Source organism: Mycolicibacterium houstonense, assembly GCF_900078665.2.
Taxonomy (GTDB): Bacteria; Actinomycetota; Actinomycetes; order Mycobacteriales; family Mycobacteriaceae; genus Mycobacterium; species Mycobacterium houstonense.
In genome coordinates, this window is record NZ_LT546207.1 from 4,839,978 (window position 1) to 4,857,471 (window position 17,494).

Annotated in this window: 14 protein-coding genes; 10 read left to right on the forward strand and 4 right to left on the reverse strand. The window is 66.7% G+C overall.

Annotated features, from left to right (window positions below; translation table 11 throughout):
- Positions 1 to 51: 51 nt before the first annotated feature.
- The 4 genes from BN4332_RS24325 (at position 52) to BN4332_RS24340 (ending at position 2,811) form a co-directional block, all read left to right on the forward strand.
- Entirely contained in the window at positions 52 to 408 is a 357-nt protein-coding gene (locus BN4332_RS24325; RefSeq protein ID WP_066902035.1) for a DUF427 domain-containing protein, read from the forward strand.
- A gap of 9 nt (positions 409 to 417) precedes the next feature.
- Complete coding sequence (locus BN4332_RS24330) at positions 418 to 1,317, forward strand: DNA-3-methyladenine glycosylase family protein (protein WP_066902036.1); 900 nt, start codon at positions 418 to 420, stop codon at positions 1,315 to 1,317.
- Positions 1,318 to 1,385: 68 nt separating this feature from the next.
- On the forward strand, positions 1,386 to 1,937 hold the full coding sequence (locus BN4332_RS24335) for a Dps family protein (protein WP_066902037.1): 552 nt from the start codon (positions 1,386 to 1,388) through the stop codon (positions 1,935 to 1,937).
- 49 nt (positions 1,938 to 1,986) lie between these two features.
- A complete protein-coding gene (locus tag BN4332_RS24340; protein ID WP_074133173.1) occupies positions 1,987 to 2,811 on the forward strand; it encodes an MBL fold metallo-hydrolase in 825 nt (274 codons plus the stop codon).
- A gap of 7 nt (positions 2,812 to 2,818) precedes the next feature.
- Here BN4332_RS24340 and aqpZ read toward each other — a convergent pair whose 3' ends face one another.
- The 3 genes from aqpZ to BN4332_RS24355 all read right to left on the reverse strand — a co-directional run bounded on the left by aqpZ (position 2,819) and on the right by BN4332_RS24355 (position 5,890).
- A complete protein-coding gene (gene aqpZ, locus BN4332_RS24345; RefSeq protein WP_066902038.1) occupies positions 2,819 to 3,580 on the reverse strand; it encodes an aquaporin Z in 762 nt (253 codons plus the stop codon).
- A 103-nt stretch (positions 3,581 to 3,683) separates the two neighbouring features.
- The gene (locus BN4332_RS24350) at positions 3,684 to 5,057 is read right to left on the reverse strand and encodes a chloride channel protein (protein WP_066902039.1); all 1,374 of its coding nucleotides are present in this window, start codon (positions 5,055 to 5,057) and stop codon (positions 3,684 to 3,686) included.
- Positions 5,058 to 5,089: 32 nt separating this feature from the next.
- Positions 5,090 to 5,890, reverse strand: coding sequence for a PaaI family thioesterase (locus BN4332_RS24355; RefSeq protein WP_066902040.1), 801 nt, complete (start codon positions 5,888 to 5,890; stop codon positions 5,090 to 5,092).
- Between the two features lie 61 nt (positions 5,891 to 5,951).
- On the opposite strand from BN4332_RS24355, the gene BN4332_RS24360 reads away from it, so the two are divergent.
- The 6 genes from BN4332_RS24360 (at position 5,952) to BN4332_RS24385 (ending at position 16,718) form a co-directional block, all read left to right on the forward strand.
- Positions 5,952 to 8,027, forward strand: a complete 2,076-nt coding sequence (locus tag BN4332_RS24360) for a heavy metal translocating P-type ATPase (RefSeq protein WP_066902041.1) — start codon at positions 5,952 to 5,954, stop codon at positions 8,025 to 8,027.
- 394 nt (positions 8,028 to 8,421) lie between these two features.
- On the forward strand, positions 8,422 to 13,011 hold the full coding sequence (gltB, locus tag BN4332_RS24365; protein WP_066902042.1) for a glutamate synthase large subunit: 4,590 nt from the start codon (positions 8,422 to 8,424) through the stop codon (positions 13,009 to 13,011).
- The gene (locus tag BN4332_RS24370; RefSeq protein ID WP_066902043.1) at positions 13,004 to 14,470 is read left to right on the forward strand and encodes a glutamate synthase subunit beta; all 1,467 of its coding nucleotides are present in this window, start codon (positions 13,004 to 13,006) and stop codon (positions 14,468 to 14,470) included. Before gltB ends, BN4332_RS24370 begins: the two co-directional genes overlap by 8 nt.
- A gap of 43 nt (positions 14,471 to 14,513) precedes the next feature.
- A complete protein-coding gene (locus tag BN4332_RS24375; protein ID WP_084459395.1) occupies positions 14,514 to 14,834 on the forward strand; it encodes a type VII secretion target in 321 nt (106 codons plus the stop codon).
- A gap of 35 nt (positions 14,835 to 14,869) precedes the next feature.
- On the forward strand, positions 14,870 to 15,991 hold the full coding sequence (locus tag BN4332_RS24380; protein WP_160110926.1) for a Tox-REase-5 domain-containing protein: 1,122 nt from the start codon (positions 14,870 to 14,872) through the stop codon (positions 15,989 to 15,991).
- A gap of 16 nt (positions 15,992 to 16,007) precedes the next feature.
- Positions 16,008 to 16,718: an Imm52 family immunity protein gene (locus BN4332_RS24385; protein WP_160110927.1), complete on the forward strand. Its 711-nt coding sequence runs from the start codon at positions 16,008 to 16,010 to the stop codon at positions 16,716 to 16,718.
- Between the two features lie 38 nt (positions 16,719 to 16,756).
- Here BN4332_RS24385 and BN4332_RS24390 read toward each other — a convergent pair whose 3' ends face one another.
- Positions 16,757 to 17,461, reverse strand: coding sequence for a helix-turn-helix transcriptional regulator (locus BN4332_RS24390; protein WP_066902047.1), 705 nt, complete (start codon positions 17,459 to 17,461; stop codon positions 16,757 to 16,759).
- Between the last annotated feature and the right edge of the window lie 33 nt (positions 17,462 to 17,494).

Consider the following 17,494-nt stretch of genomic DNA (forward strand, 5'->3'; position numbering starts at 1 on the left):
CTTGATCGTAGGCACCGGAAGAACAGCCCTACCAGAGGTGTTGAACCAGCTATGACCGATCGTCCCGTGTTGCAACCGAACGCTGCACACCCCATCACGGTCACGCCCACCGGCAGACATGTGACCGTGCTGGTCAACGGCGAGGTGGTTGCCGAAACCGACAACGCACTGACCCTGCAGGAATCGACCTATCCGGCCGTCCAGTACATACCTCGCGCCGACGCCACCGCGGAGCTCACCCGCAGCGATACCACCACCTACTGCCCCTACAAGGGCGAGGCGAACTACTTCCACGTCGGTGGCGTCGACGACGCGATCTGGACCTACGAGCAGCCGTATCCGGCCGTGGCCGAGATCGCCGGTCACCTGGCGTTCTACCCGGACAAGGCGGACATCGCCCTGACCTAATCTGGTGCGGTGCCCGCAACCAGCGTCGTGTTCGACAGTCCGGCCAGCCCGGGCCTGACGCTGGCTCCATGGCGCCGCGGCGGCGGTAATCCCTGCTACCGGACCGGCCCGGACGGCGCGCTCTGGCTCACCAGCCTGATGCCCGGCGGCCCGGTGACGGCGCGGATCACCAAGTCGGCCCCCGGCACGGTGGACTGTGAGACGTGGGGACCGGGCAGCGCCGAGTTCGTGGCGGGGTTTCCCGCCTTGATGGGCGCCGCCGACGACGCCGCCGGTTTCGCGCCGGTCGAACCCACGATCGCCGAGGCCCATCGGCGGGTGCCGCACCTGCGGCTCGGGCGTAGTGGCCGGGTGCTGGAGGCGCTGATCCCGGCGATCATCGAACAACGGGTCTCCGGCATGGACGCCTGGCGGGCCTGGCGCCGGCTGGTGACCAAGTACGGTGCCCCGGCTCCCGGGCCGGCGCCCGCCGGCATGCGGGTGATGCCCAGCGCCGAGGTGTGGCGGCGGATCCCGTCGTGGGAGTTTCACCGCGCCAACGTGGATCCCGGCCGGGCCCGAACGATCGTCGGCTGCGCCCAGCGCGCCGACTCTCTTGAGCGCCTGACCGCCGATCGGGCCGCCACGGCCCTGCGATCGCTGCCCGGCGTCGGAGAGTGGACCGCGGCCGAAACCGTGCAGCGCGCGTTCGGGGACGCCGACGCGCTGTCGGTGGGCGACTATCACCTGTCCACGATGGTCGGCCGCAGCCTGCTGGGCCATCCGATCGACGACGCGGCCATGATCGAGCTACTGGAACCGCTGCGCCCACACCGGCAGCGTGCCGTGCGCTTACTGGAAGCCAGTGGGCTGGCCCACAATCCGCGTTTCGGCGCGCGTCAGGCCATTCCGAACCTACGTGTGATCTAGACGGGTGATTGTCCCGCGTACATGCCGGGTACCCGGGTGGGACCGATCGTGAACCGAAAGGATCCGCAATGACTGCGTTCACCATTCCCGGTATGACCGACAAGCAGGGCTCTGAAGTGGCCGACCTGCTGCAGAAGCAGCTCAGCACCTACAACGATCTGCATCTGACGCTCAAGCACATCCACTGGAACGTCGTCGGTCCGAACTTCATCGGGGTGCACGAGATGATCGACCCACAGGTGGCGCTCGTGCGGGCCTACGCTGACGAGGTCGCCGAACGGATTGCCGCGCTGGGTAAGTCGCCGAAGGGCACCCCAGGGGCGATCATCGCCGACCGCACGTGGGACGACTACTCCGTCGGACGGGACAACGTGCAGGCCCATCTCGCGGCGCTCGACCTCGTCTACAACGGGGTGATCGAGGACATCCGCAAGTCGATCGACCGGCTGGAGAAGCTGGACCTGGTCTCGCAGGACGTGCTCATCGATCACGCCGCCGAACTGGAGAAGTTCCAGTGGTTCGTGCGCGCCCACCTGGAGAGCGCGGGGGGAAAGCTGGCGCACGAAGGCGCGCCGACCGAACGTGGCGCGGCAGGCAAGGCCCGCCGCAAGAGCGCGTAGCGCTCACCGCGGTTGACCTCAACCGCTGTTGAGGTGCCAGCCTGGGGGCATGCCTACGTGGATATGCACCGGATGCGGTGTGGAACATCCGGATTCCGTCACCGAGCCGGACGGCAGCTGTGTCCTGACATCCGAGGTCGTGTCGATCGAGGAACGCGGCGACCTGCCGCCGCACGGCACTTGGACCACCCTGGCGGCGCTGGCCGCCCAGCCGCATCACACCGAGTACGTCGACCACGGACGCGGCGTGCACAGCCTGCGGCGTGCGCCCAGATTCGCCATCGGGCATCGGTCGTTCCTGGTGCAGACCGCCGGCGGGAACCTGCTGTGGGATGCGCCGGCCTATCTCGATGAGGACATCCACGGCCTGGTGGAGCGGCTCGGTGGGGTGGCCGCCGTCGCGGCCAGCCATCCCCACATGTTCGGTGCGCAACTGAGCTGGAGCCGCGCCTTCGGGGGCGTGCCGGTGTACGTGAATGCCCTTGACGCGGAGTGGCTTCCGGGACCGGACCCGCTCATCGAGCTGTGGAAAGAGGAGCGCGAGCCCCTTCCCGGCGTTCGGCTGATACACGTGGGTGGCCATATGCGGGGCAGCTCGGTGGCGCTGACGGGTGACGGCACGCTGTTGGTCGGCGACAGCATCTCGGGCGGGCTGGCCCGGAACTGGGTGTCGTTCCAGCGGAACTTCCCCAAGCACGTTCCGCTGTCGGCCGCCGTGGTGCGGCGGATCGTCGACCGGCTCGACGAGTACGACTACGACCGGCTCTACACCCTTGGCGGCGACGAGATCGACAGTGCCGCCAAGGATGTAGTGCGCCGGTCAGCCGAGACGCATATCCGATGGGTCAGTGGAGAATTCGACCACCTGACCTGATCGGTGCCTACTGTTCGAGGGCGTCGTCGCGCACCGGACGCTCGGCGAGCTCCTCGGCGACCCCGAACAGCAGCGGGTAGGCCAGGCCGGCGATGGCCGCGCCGACCAGCGGGGCCAACCAGAACGCCCACAGCTGGGCCGGGGCACCGTCACCGTTGAAGAACGCGACCGCCGTGGAGCGGGCCGGGTTGACCGAGGTGTTGGAGATCGGGATCGAGATCAGGTGGATCAGTGTCAGGGTCAGCCCGATCGACAGCCCGGCGAACCCCTTGGGCGCGCGGTCATCGGTGGAACCGAGGATGACCAGCAGGAACACTGCGGTGAGGATTACCTCTGCGAGCAGCACCGCGGTCAACGAGTACCCGCCGGGGGAGTGTTCGCCGTACCCGTTGGCAGCCATGTTCCCGGTGGCGGTCCAGCCTTCTTTACCCCCGGCGATCACGTAGATCACGAGTCCGGCCACCAAACCGCCGATCACCTGTGAAATCCAGTACGGCACAAGGGCTGCCCACTCGACCCGGCGGGCCAGCGCGGCGCCGAGGGTGACCGCCGGGTTGAAATGCCCGCCGGAGATCGTGCCGAAGGCATAGACGCCGGTCAGCACCGTCAAACCGAACGCGAGCGATACCCCGAGGAAGCCGATGCCCACCGAGATGCCGTCGGAGAGGAACTTCGCGGCGAACACCGCGCTACCGCAACCGCCCAGGACCAGCCAGAACGTCCCGATGAATTCGGCCGCCAGTCTGTGTGGCATTGTCGGTGTGGTCATGGTGAACTCCTCCGTGCAGATGTCGGACTTGGTCTGACGGGAGCGTCACATGCCATTAGCTGATGGCGATATCGATGTTGCTGAACCGTTGGCAGATCGAAATTTACGCAGCGGGGCCGAAATTGCTCCGACACCTGCGCTGTGCCCGGTAGATCGAGACGTCCGTCCGCGCGATCATCAGATAGGCGATGCCGACGGCCACCATCGCGCCCGGGATGACGGCGAAGGAATCGGTCATCTCGGCCACCATGATCATCACCGCCAGTGGTGCGTGCGCGACGCTGCCGAAACAGGCCATCATGCCGACCACCACGAAGACCGCCGGGGTTTCGGGAAGGCCTGGGGCCCCGGCCAATTCACCGAGACGCCATACCGCGGCGCCGACGAACGCGCCGATCACCACGCCGGGGCCGAAGATGCCGCCCGACCCGCCGGTCCCGATCGACAGCGAGGTCGCCACGATCTTCGCCAGCGGCATGAGCAGCACGATCCACAACGGGATTGCCATCAAAGTATCTGTGGCCGCGGCCTTCTCGGCCCAGCCGTAGCCGCTGGCCAGTACCTGCGGAACCGCCAGGGCCAGTAGGCCGACGGCCAGACCGCCGACGGCGGGTTTGACGACCTTGCCGCCGGGGAGCTTGGCGGTGAGCGCGACGGTGCCGTAGAGGATGCGGGCATACAGCCAGCCGAAGGCAGCGGCGACGATGCCGAGTATCACGAACCAGCCGAGATCGAGGGCGTGGTCGAAGCGGTATCCGTCGGTCAGCGACCCGAACAGCGGGTCGAAGCCCAGGATCGACCCGAGCACGGCATACGCCGTCGCCGAGGTGATGAAGCCGGGAACCAGCACCCGGTAGTCGAAATCCTCGCGGTAGACGATCGACGCGGCCAGCACCGCCCCGCCCAGCGGGGCGCCGAAGATGGCACCGATACCCGAGCCGATCCCCAGGGATACCGCCATCCTGCCGTCGTCGTCGGGGAGATCCAGTCGCCGCGCGAGCAGTGACCCGAAACCTGCCGAGATGTGTGCGGCCGGGCCCTCGCGGCCGCCGGATCCGCCGGAACCGATGGTCAACGCGCTGGCCACGGTCTTCACCCAGATCGCCCTGGCCCGGATCGACCGCGGGTCGGTGTGTACCGCCTCGATGGCGTTGTCGGTGCCGTGCCCCTCGGCCTCGGGGGCGAATCGGGCCACCAGCCAGGCCGAGACCAGGGCACCACCGCAGGTGATGAGCGGGATGGCCCACGGTCGGTCGAACCCGGGTGAACCGGCGTCACCGCCGTCGCCGACCGGCTTGGGTATGTCGTAGCCGCCGAGATAGCCCAGCAGGAACCGGCCCGCGTAGTCCAGCGCCAGGTAGAAGACCACGGCGCCGAGCCCGGCGATGATGCCGATGGAAACGCCGAGGATCAGCCATTTCCGCAGATATCCCGAGCGCCGGAGGTAGCCACCCAGCGAGCGCGCCGTCTCGGGCATGCAGCGGATGCTACTGGGTGTCCGGGCTCGGCTCAGCGGTATGCGGTCAGCCGGGCCACCAGCGCGATCTGGCCGTCGTCACCGATGGCCTGGGCATCGGCCACGCCAGAACTGCGTCCGATGCGCAATGCGCGTGCCTCATAACGGGATTCGTCGCCGCCGCGGAACTGGCGCAGATAGTTGACCCGCAGTGACGCGGTCCGCATCGGATCGCCTGGGCCGTCACTCAGCGCGGCCGAGGCGACCAGTTCGAGCGCGGCGGCCGACACCCCGCCGTGCACGATGCCGATGCTGTTGTTGATCACCGGGTCCGGCAGCTGCCGCAAGACCGCGGCCCGCCCGCCGGCCTCTGCGACCTGAACCGACATGCGGTCTTCCAGGGCCGCGGGTGGTGTCCCACCGGTCGAGTCGTCTGGCCAGGTGATGAGGTGGCCCGGGGCGTGAATGTGGAAGGACCGCACCGTCGCCGTCCCTACCAGTTGGCCCCCGTGCGTCAGTTCGCACAGGCCCAACGAACCGGTGCCCTTCGGGCCGAACGGCTGTGCGGTCGCCAGCACCGGCACCTCGGGTGACGCCGTGACCAGCTCCAACGCGTGCGGCGTGAGCTCGATCGCCAGCTCGCTGGACACGGTCCACTCGTCATCCGCGCGGCGGTAGTGGTTGACCAGACCACCGATGTGGTCGACCAGCATGGCCAGCGGCGCGACGGTCGGTGCGCTGGTCAGCGGGTTGAACAGGCCGGCCACGGGGATGGCGGCCACGCAGCGGTCCGGGCCTTCCTCGAGAGTTTGGACTCCCATCCGGCCCAACGGGGTACTCAGCGGGTAATGCATCCGCTCAACAGTTACGCCCATCACGGTGGCACTATACCCCCTAGGGGTATATGGTGAAGACATGACCACGACCGAACACTCGATGCACGAGCACGAACACGCGGGTCACGGGGGACATGCCGGGCACGGCGGCCACGGAGGTCACGGTGACCATGTCGCCCAGTTCCGCCGACTCTTCTGGGTGATGGCGGCGCTCGCCGTGCCGACCGTCGCCTTCTCTCCGATGTTCGCGATGCTGCTCGGCTACTCGCTTCCGGACTTCCCCGGTGCGCGCTGGATCTCACCGGTTCTCGGCACCGTGATGTACGTCTGGGGTGGCCGACCCTTCCTGACCGGTGCGATCAGCGAAATACGTTCCCGCGCACCGGGAATGATGCTGTTGATCGGATTGGCGATCACCGTCGCGTTCATCTCGTCCTGGGGTGCGAGCCTTGGCGTGCTGCATCACCAACTCGACTTCTGGTGGGAACTCGCGCTGCTGATCGTGATCATGCTGCTGGGGCACTGGATCGAGATGCGCTCACTGGCCCAGACCACTTCTGCGCTGGATTCGCTGGCCGCGCTGCTGCCCGACGAAGCCGAGCGGGTCGAGGACCACGGCAACGGCGAACACATCATGAGCGTGGCCCCGGCAGAGCTTCAGGTCGATGACCTGGTGATCGTGCGCCCGGGCGGCAGCGTGCCCGTCGACGGCCGCATCGTCGACGGTGCCGCCGACATGGACGAGTCCATGGTCACCGGCGAGTCTCGACCGGTGCGCCGTGGCGTGGGTGACGATGTCGTGGCCGGCACCGTCGCCACCGATTCCGGCCTGCGGATCCGCGTCACGGCCGTCGGTGACGACACCGCGCTGGCCGGCATTCAGCGGCTGGTCGGCGAGGCGATGAACTCATCGTCACGCGCGCAGCGGCTGGCCGATCGGGCCGCCGGCTGGCTGTTCTGGTTCGCCCTGGGCTCGGCCGTGCTGACCGCATTGGCGTGGACGCTGCTGGGCAACCCCGACGAGGCGGTGGTCCGGACGATCACCGTGCTGGTCATCGCGTGCCCCCACGCCCTCGGCCTGGCGATCCCGCTGGTGGTGTCGATCGCGACCGAACGTGCGGCCAGGGGCGGCGTGCTGATCAAGGACCGGCTGGCCCTGGAAACCATGCGCACGGTCGGTGCGGTGCTGTTCGACAAGACCGGCACTCTGACCAAAGGTGAGCCGACGGTGACCGAGGTCGCGGCCACCGACCGCCCGGAAGACGAATTGCTGGCGCTGGCGGCCGCCGCCGAGGCGGATTCCGAACACCCGCTGGCCCGCGCCATCGTCGGTGCGGCACAACGCCGTCGCCTCGCGATCCCGGCGGCGACGGACTTCAGCTCGTCACCCGCGGTCGGGGTCAGCGCCCTGGTCGACGGCCACCGGATTCAGGTCGGCGGTCCGCGGCTGCTGGAGCAGGCAGGCAAGAGCGACCTGCCGGAAACCGCGCACTGGGAGGGCGCCATCGTCCTGCACGTGCTGGTCGACGGAGAGCCGGCCGGTGCGCTGGCACTGGCCGACGAGATCCGCCCGGAGTCCCGGCAGGCGGTCGACGCGCTGCATGCACTCGGCATCGAAGTGGTGATGATCACCGGCGACGCCGCCCCGGTGGCCTCCGCGGTCGCCGCGGAGCTGGGTATCGACCGCGTGTTCGCCGGTGTGCGACCGGAAGACAAGGCCGCCAAGGTGGCCGAGCTGCAGGACGAAGGTCTGACCGTGGCGATGGTCGGCGACGGCGTCAACGACGCGCCCGCGCTGGCTCAGTCCGACGTCGGCATCGCGATCGGCGCGGGAACCGATGTCGCCATCGCCTCGGCCGGCGTCATCCTCGCCAGCTCGGATCCGCGATCGGTGCTGTCGGTGATCGAGCTGTCGCGACAGTCCTACCGCAAGATGAAGCAAAACCTGTGGTGGGCAGCGGGTTACAACCTGATCTCGGTGCCGTTGGCCGCCGGGGTGGCCGCTCCGCTGGGATTTGTGATGCCGATGTCGGTCGGCGCGATACTGATGTCGGCGTCGACGGTCGTGGTGGCGCTCAATGCGCAGTCGTTGCGCCGTCTCGATCTGAGCCCCGAGGCCGGCGTTAGGAGCGTGCTGCGGGATTCGGGACGGTGAGCTCGGGAATTCTAAGAATCTGACTAGGCTTTAGGCAAACCAAAAAAGTCATATAACAGCACTATAACGGCTAAATATGACTTTTACAGCAAACTGAATTCCGCCGCGGGCCGATGTCGGGTCGAGCGGGCGGGTGTGGCGGGTCCGGCTGTGAGTGTGCGAATTCCATACGGCCACAACTGGATTCGTCGCTTTTCTGGCGGGCGGATGCGAGGGGCGCGAAGTCGCCGATCCAGTATAGTTAGGCTTAGCTAAGTTGGCATCTGCCATGGTAGGTGCCTTATCGTTTTCTCCACTTATGGCGTGTGGGACATTGCCGTCGTCCAGTGCTGCACGGAGGGCGCCCACGCCGAGCCGGCTTCTTCGTAGAAGCGTGTTGAAGGGCAAGGTGGGAATGGCGCCCAACAAGGTCGGGCTGTACAACCCCGCATATGAACACGATGCGTGTGGTGTGGCAATGGTGGCAGACATCCATGGTCGCCGCAGCCGGGACATCGTGGACAAGGCGATCACAGCACTGGTGAATCTGGAGCACCGCGGTGCCCAGGGCGCAGAGCCGAACACCGGCGACGGCGCCGGCATCCTGCTCCAGGTTCCGGATTCCTTCCTGCGTGAAGTAGTCGACTTCGAACTCCCCGAGGCAGGCAGCTACGCCACCGGTATCGCCTTCCTGCCCCAGTCCTCGCGCGACGCGTCCGCGGCAGCCGAGGCCGTCGAGAAGATCGTCGAGGCCGAAGGTCTGCAGGTGCTCGGGTGGCGTGAGGTCCCGACCGACGACTCGTCGCTCGGAGCGCTGGCCCGCGACGCGATGCCCACCTTCCGGCAGCTGTTCATCGGCGGCGCCTCGGGCATGGACCTCGAGCGCAAGGCCTACGTGGTGCGCAAGCGCGCCGAGCACGAGCTGGGCACCAAGGGCCCGGGCCAGGACGGCCCCGGCCGCGAGACCGTGTACTTCCCGAGCCTGTCCGGTCAGACCTTCGTCTACAAGGGCATGCTGACCACGCCGCAGCTCAAGGCGTTCTACCTGGACCTGCAGGACGAGCGGATGACCAGTGCGCTGGGCATCGTGCACTCCCGCTTCTCCACCAACACCTTCCCGTCCTGGCCGCTGGCCCACCCGTTCCGGCGGATCGCCCACAACGGCGAGATCAACACCGTCACCGGCAACGAGAACTGGATGCGTGCCCGCGAGGCCCTGATCCGCACCGACCTGTTCGGTGCCGACGGGCTCGACAAGATCGTCCCGGTCTGTACCCCCGGGGCATCCGACACCGCCCGCTTCGACGAGGTGCTCGAGCTGCTGCACCTGGGCGGCCGCAGCCTGCCCCACGCCGTGCTGATGATGATCCCCGAGGCGTGGGAACGGCACGAGACCATGGATCCCGCGCGTCGCGCCTTCTACGAGTTCCACGACTCGTTGATGGAGCCCTGGGACGGCCCCGCCTCGGTGTGCTTCACCGACGGCACCGTGATCGGCGCCGTGCTGGATCGCAACGGGCTGCGCCCGTCCCGCATCTGGGTCACCGAAGACGGCCTGGTCGTGATGGCGTCGGAGGCCGGCGTGCTGCCGCTCGACCCGTCCACCGTCGTCCAGAAGCTGCGCCTGCAGCCCGGCCGCATGTTCCTGGTGGACACCGCGCAGGGCCGCATCGTCTCCGACGAGGAGATCAAGGCCCAGCTCGCCAGCGAGCAGCCGTACCAGGAATGGATCGAGGCGGGCCTGTTCCCGCTCGACGAGCTGCCGCCGGGTGACTACGTCCGGATGCCGCACCACCGCGTGGTGCTGCGCCAGCAGATCTTCGGCTACACCTACGAGGAACTGAACTTGCTGGTGGCGCCGATGGCGCGCACCGGCGCCGAGGCCCTCGGCTCGATGGGCACCGACACCCCCGTCGCCATCCTCTCGGCCCGGCCGCGGATGCTGTTCGACTACTTCCAGCAGCTGTTCGCCCAGGTCACCAACCCGCCGCTGGATGCCATCCGTGAAGAGGTGGTCACCAGCCTGCAGGGCGTGATCGGGCCCGAGGGCGACCTGCTCAACCCCGGTCCGGAATCATGCCGCCAGATCGTGCTCCCGCAGCCGATCCTGCGCAACGCCGACCTGTCGAAGCTGATCTGCGTCGACCCCGACCACGAGGTGCGGGGCCACAAGCACGGCATGCGTGCCGCCGTGATCCGCTGCCTGTACCCCGTCAACCGGGGCGGCCAGGGCCTCAAGGAAGCGCTGGACAACGTCCGCGCCAAGGTGTCGGAGGCAATCCGCGAGGGTGCCCGCATCATCGTGCTGTCCGACCGCGAGTCCAACGAGACCATGGCGCCGATCCCGTCGCTGCTGTCGGTGGCCGCCGTGCACCACCACCTGGTCCGCGAGCGCACCCGCACCAAGGTCGGCCTGGTGGTCGAGGCCGGTGACGCCCGCGAGGTGCACCACATGGCCATGCTGTGCGGCTTCGGTGCCGCCGCGATCAACCCGTACATGGCCTTCGAGTCGATCGAGGACATGGTCGACCGCGGCGTGATCTCCGGGATCAGCAGCGACAAGGCCAAGGCCAACTACGTCAAGGCCGCAGGCAAGGGCGTGCTGAAGGTGATGTCCAAGATGGGCATCTCGACCCTGGCCTCCTACACCGGCGCGCAGCTGTTCCAAGCCATCGGCATCTCGCAGGAGGTGCTCGACCAGTACTTCACCGGGCTGAGCTGCCCGGTGGGTGGCATCGACCTCGACGACATCGCCGCCGACGTCGCCGCGCGCCACTCGCTGGCCTACCTGGACCGCCCCGACGAGCGCGCCCACCGCGAGCTCGAGGTCGGTGGCGAATATCAGTGGCGTCGTGAGGGTGAGTACCACCTGTTCAACCCGGACACGGTGTTCAAGCTCCAGCACTCCACCCGCACCGGCCAGTACTCGATCTTCAAGGAGTACACCGCCCTGGTCGACGATCAGAGTGAGCGGATGGCCTCGCTGCGTGGTCTGCTGAAGTTCCGCGACGGCGTGCGACCGCCGGTGCCGCTGGACGAGGTGGAGCCGGCTGCCGAGATCGTCAAGCGCTTCTCGACCGGTGCCATGAGCTACGGCTCGATCTCGGCCGAGGCGCACGAGACCTTGGCCATCGCGATGAACCGCCTTGGCGCCCGGTCCAATTCGGGCGAGGGCGGCGAGAGCGTCGACCGGTTCGATCCCGAGGAGAACGGCGACTGGCGCCGCAGCGCCATCAAGCAGGTGGCCTCCGGCCGGTTCGGCGTGACCAGCCACTACCTGACCAACTGCAGCGACATCCAGATCAAGATGGCCCAGGGCGCGAAACCTGGTGAGGGCGGCCAGCTTCCGGGACACAAGGTGTACCCGTGGGTGGCCGAGGTCCGGCACTCGACCCCGGGTGTCGGCCTGATCTCCCCGCCGCCGCACCACGACATCTACTCGATCGAGGATCTGGCTCAGCTGATCCACGACCTGAAGAACGCCAACCCCAGTGCTCGCGTGCACGTGAAGCTGGTGAGCGAGAACGGCGTCGGAACCGTCGCCGCGGGTGTCTCCAAGGCCCACGCCGACGTGGTGCTGATCTCCGGCCACGACGGCGGAACGGGCGCCACCCCGCTCACGTCCATGAAGCACGCCGGTGCGCCGTGGGAGCTGGGCCTGGCCGAGACGCAGCAGACCCTGCTGCTCAACGGCCTGCGCGACCGCATCGTGGTCCAGGTGGACGGCCAGCTGAAGACCGGCCGCGACGTGGTGATCGCCGCGCTGCTGGGTGCGGAGGAATTCGGTTTCGCCACTGCGCCGCTGGTGGTTTCGGGGTGCATCATGATGCGTGTCTGCCACCTCGACACCTGCCCGGTGGGTGTGGCCACGCAGAACCCGGTGCTGCGTGAGCGGTTCAACGGCAAGCCCGAGTTCGTCGAGAACTTCTTCATGTTCATCGCCGAAGAAGTGCGGGAACTCATGGCGCAGTTGGGTTTCCGCACCATCAACGAGATGGTCGGCCAGGTCGGCGCGCTGGACACCACCCAGGCCGCCAAGCACTGGAAGGCGCACAAGCTCGATCTGACTCCGGTGCTCTACGAGCCCGAGTCGGCGTTCATGAACCAGGATCTGTACTGCAGCTCGCGTCAGGACCATGGCCTGGACAAGGCACTGGACCAGCAGCTGATCACCCAGAGCCGCGAGGCGCTGGACAGTGGCTCGCCGGTGCGATTCTCGACCAAGATCACCAACGTCAACCGCACGGTGGGCACCATGCTCGGCCACGAGGTCACCAAGGTCTATGGCGGGCAGGGACTTCCGGACGGCACCATCGACATCACGTTCGACGGGTCGGCCGGTAACAGCTTCGGTGCGTTCGTGCCCAAGGGCATCACGCTGCGGGTCTACGGCGACGCCAACGACTACGTCGGCAAGGGTCTGTCGGGTGGCCGGATCGTGGTGCGCCCCGCCCTGGAGGCGCCGGCCGGTTTTGCCGCAGAGGACAACATCATCGCCGGCAACGTGGCGCTGTTCGGCGCCACCAGTGGCGAGGCGTTCCTGTCCGGTCAGGTCGGCGAGCGGTTCGCGGTCCGGAACTCCGGCGCCCACGCGGTCGTCGAAGGGGTCGGCGACCACGGCTGTGAGTACATGACCGGGGGCAAGGTCGTCATCCTGGGACCCACCGGCCGCAACTTCGCGGCAGGCATGTCCGGCGGTGTCGCCTACGTCTACGACCCGGCCGGGGTGCTGGGCGAGAACCTGAACACCGAGATGGTGGAGCTGGAAGCTTTGGGGCCGGCTGACGCAGAAGACACGGTGTGGTTGCACGACTTCATTGCCGCTCACGTCGACGCAACCGATTCGGCTGTGGGCCAACGGATCCTGTCTGATTGGGATAACAACTTGAAGCACTTTGTGAAGGTCATGCCGCGCGACTACAAGCGCGTGCTGACCGCCATCGCCGAGGCCGAAAAGGCCGGCGAGAACGTCAACGACGCGATCATGGCGGCCGCCAATGGCTGATCCGCGCGGTTTCCTCAAGCACACCTCCAAGGAGCTCCCAGCCCGCAGGCCGGTTCCGCTGCGCCTCAAGGACTGGAAAGAGGTCTACGAGGACTTCTCCCACGAGAAGCTGCAAGACCAGGCATCGCGATGCATGGACTGCGGTATCCCGTTCTGCCACAACGGCTGCCCGCTGGGGAACCTGATCCCCGAGTGGAACGACCTGGTGTACAAGGACCGGTGGCGCGACGCGATCGAGCGGCTGCACGCCACCAACAACTTCCCGGAGTTCACCGGCCGGCTGTGCCCCGCTCCGTGTGAGGCGTCCTGCGTCCTCGGCATCAACCAGGATCCGGTGACCATCAAGCAGGTCGAGGTCGAGATCATCGACAACGCCTTCGACCAGGGCTGGGTCGTCCCGAAGATGCCCGACGTGCAAACCGGCAAGAAGGTCGCCGTCGTCGGGTCCGGGCCGGCCGGACTGGCCGCCGCCCAGCAGCTCACCAGGGCCGGCCACACCGTCACGGTGTTCGAGCGCGCCGACCGCATCGGCGGCCTGCTGCGCTACGGCATCCCCGAATTCAAGATGGAAAAGCGCCACATCGACCGGCGTCTGGAGCAGATGGCGGCCGAAGGCACTCAGTTCCGCCCCGGCGTCAACGTCGGCGTCGACATCACCGTCGCACAGCTGCGGCTGAACTACGACGCGGTCGTGCTGGCCGGCGGGGCCACCGCGTGGCGCGATCTACCGATCCCGGGCCGCGAGCTCGACGGCATTCACCAGGCCATGGAATTCCTGCCCTGGGCCAACCGCGTCCAGCTCGGCGACGACGTCCTCGACGAGAACGGCCAGCCGCCGATCACGGCCAAGGACAAGCACGTCATCATCATCGGCGGTGGCGACACCGGCGCGGACTGCCTCGGCACCTCGCACCGTCAGGGCGCGGCCAGCATCCACCAGTTCGAGATCATGCCGCGTCCGCCGGAGACCCGCGCCGACTCGACCCCATGGCCGACCTACCCCTTGATGTTCCGGGTGTCCTCGGCGCACGAAGAGGGCGGCGAGCGCGTGTTCTCGGTCAACACCGAGGAGTTCATCGGTGAGAACGGCCGCGTCACCGGCCTGCGGGCACACGAGGTCAAGATGAACGCCGGCAAGTTCGAGAAGGTCGAGGGGACCGACTTCGAGCTCAAGGCTGACCTGGTGCTGCTGGCCATGGGCTTCGTCGGACCGGAGAAGGAAGGCCTGCTCACCAAGCTGGGTGTCGAGCTGACCGACCGCGGAAACGTCTCCCGCGACAACAACTTCCAGACCTCGGTGCCCGGCGTGTTCGTCGCCGGCGACATGGGGCGTGGACAGTCGCTGATCGTGTGGGCGATCGCCGAGGGCCGGGCCGCTGCCGCGGGTGTGGATCGCTATCTGATGGGCAAGACCGCCCTGCCCGCGGTCATCAAGCCCACCGCCGCGCCGCAGCGCTAACTTGGTGAATCGGCCTCCTGCGAAGGCCGATTAAAATTGTTGTGTGCCGCCGACACTCAAAGTGAATCCACCAGTGCTGACCGCGTCGGCGCAGCAGGAGGAAACGCTCTCTTCGGAGTTGGCGGCACTGACAGTGGGACAACCACTGGCGGCGAGTGCTGCGGCACTCGCGGGTCTTCAGTCCGCCGCGGCAGCCAGTCAGTGCGAGACTGTGCTCGAGACAGCCAGAGACCTGTTGAGTACCGAGATGTCGCAGTACGCGACCAAGTTGCGCTCTGCGGCCACCGAGTATGAGAAGACCGATGGCGCGGCCGCTGAGGCATTGGGCAAGTTCGCCGGGCCGGCCCGCTACGAGACCGTCTGAGCTGTATGCCTGCGACACCGAGCACCGGCACAGCCATGCCGGTCACAATCAGCGTTGTCGAAGCCTCTCAGCCCCAGAGGCTTGTGGCCGAGGCCGCCAACGTGGGTCGGGCGGCGACGGCAGTGGCCGCGCAGATGGATTCGCATCGTGGCGTCGTTAATCAGCTCCGCAACGCCTGGGAAGGTTCATCCGCAGACGCTGCGGTGCGTTCGGCGGACAAGACGACGGTCCGTCAGGAGAAGTTGCACGACACGTTGACACGAACGCAGGCGGCGTTGCAGGACGGCGGAAATCAGCTCGGGGCGACGCGTCAGACGATTGTCGACAACGTCGCGCAGTTGACGCAACAGGGCTGGGACGTGTCCGACGAAGGCACTGTCAGCGTACGAGCCGGCGGTCCGCTGGATCAGCTGGCACAGAGGAGTCCCGTTGCTGCCATGCAGATTCGGCAGCTGGCGGCGCGCAACTCATTCCAGATGAAGACGCTGCTCGCCCAATTCGCTAGCCAGGACGCCGCTTTGGCTGGCAATCTTCGTCAGGCCACCGCAATGGGCTACGGCTCGGGCGACATGAAGACCTTTGTCCCTGTCCTTGTGGCCGCTGACCTGGCACTGTTGGCGGCGCTGGCTGCGGGAATCGTCACGTTCGCCGCGATCTTGGCCTTCACCGCGGAGCACTTTCCGAGTGTCGATCTCGGCGATCTCATCGACATCATGCCGTCGGACGTCAAGTCCGACGGCGGGCCTGGCGAATGGATCGAGGCCAATCGCAACGGTATGTCTGAACGGGCGAAGGCCTACGAGGAGCAGGTATCCGGCGCTCCGGCGGGTACGGAGTACGAAGTGCCGCGTGAGGGTGAGAACCCCGTCAAGTTCGATGGCTGGGACAAGGAAGCCAATGATGGCGAGGGCCTGCTGATCGAAGCCAAGGGCGAGGGTTATGACTGGATGGTGGGCAAGGACGGCAATTTCAAAGACCTCAAGGCTGTAGACAAGCTAGAGGACCAACTCAGCCGTCAAGCTGACGCTGCACGGCAGGCAGGCAAAGAGGTGGAGTGGCGGGTCGCTGAACCCCGAGTCGCGGAAGCGCTTGAGAAAATGGTTGCTGATGGCGGTTATGGCGACGTGATCAACGTCGAACACGTGCCGCCTGAGTGATTCTAGGATGGTGGAAATGACGTTGGATTTCATAGGTTCCTGGGGTGACCGCGCGGAGTCGTTGCGGCAGTCGGCCGAACGCATGCAGCGTTCGTGGCAATTACTTCCGCCCGAGCCGGGTGTGTATTCGCCTTGGTCATTGAAATTCTGGAACGCCGAAGATGTGCTGCAGCTGCAACCGGTGGCCGCCGACGACATCGATGCGATCGTCGATGCGGTCAGTTCGGTGACCGAACGGATCAATGAGGGCCCTCGGACTGTGCCCGGGGTTTACCTTGAGTTCGTACGAGAGAGGCTGGACGAGCCGGTCGTCGCATCTGGTGGCCCGCTATTTTCATATAAGGTGCGCTGCGGCTTCTCCGGACCGCGTGCGCTGCGCAACCACGTGTTTCTAGAGCTCGACCCAGCTGCAGGGGATCCCGCCGACGAAAGCGAGGTAGTACGGGGTTATCTCACTGCGCTGGTTGCCGCCTGGGAGCCGGAGTACGTGTCAGTGTGTACATACGCCTTTCACAAGGCACAACGGCATAAGAAGCCTCAGCAAGTACGAGTCGGTTGGATGACGTACATCCGCGACGACGTCCCATTGGACATGTCCGCCGTGCCGGAAGAGGTACACATCGAGATGGGTGACGGAGGGCGGTACCTGACGTTGTCGGGAACTCCGGACGAGCCGTCCCTCGATCAGGCGTTGGCGATACGGCGCGCGCTCGGTTACAGCGCTTGACGAGTTCTTTCCTGATCGCCCACCGCCGCACCGCAGCGCTAACCGCGCGCCAGCCGGGTGACCAACTCGGTTCGCGAATGCACGTTGGATTTCCGATAGACGTGCTGCAGATGGCTTTTCACGGTCGGAACGCTGATGAACAGGGCGCGGGAGATATCGCTGTTGCTCGCGCCCTGGGCCAGGAGGCCGACGACATCGCGTTCGCGGGCCGACAGGTTCCAGTGCTCGGGGACGGCCGACGAACTCGGTGCGCTGGGCAGTTGACCGAGCATGCAGTACGACTGCTCGACGAATCCGTGGGACTTCTGCAAGAACCGGAGCTCCTCCTTCGTGAAGTCGCCGTCCTTCGCGCTTTTCAGCAGGGAGATTCCGGCGACTATACGTCCGGCGTGACGTAGGTACAGTTCCGCCTCGTACCGGTAGCCCATCGGCCGGAAGAACTCCGCGTAGTAGTCCGTGCTGTCCAACCGCCGCCCGAGATCGTGCGACGTCGCCAGATCGGCACCCGATCCGGCGAATCGGCGGGGATGAAACGGATCCAGTTCATGGAAATAGCCGGTGTAGGGACCGTTCTCTTCGGGACGGATCCGGTCGAACACGTGCTCACCGGCGTTCATGGCGTGGTCAACCGAGTAGAAGACCAGGCCCGAGACACGGACGAACCGCGACAGGAATTCCATGGTGTTGCGCTTGAACGCGGTGTTGAAATCCGTCGCGGCCACCGACATCTCAACATCCTCCATACCAACCCGAACCCCGCCGGTTACGGACTTCAT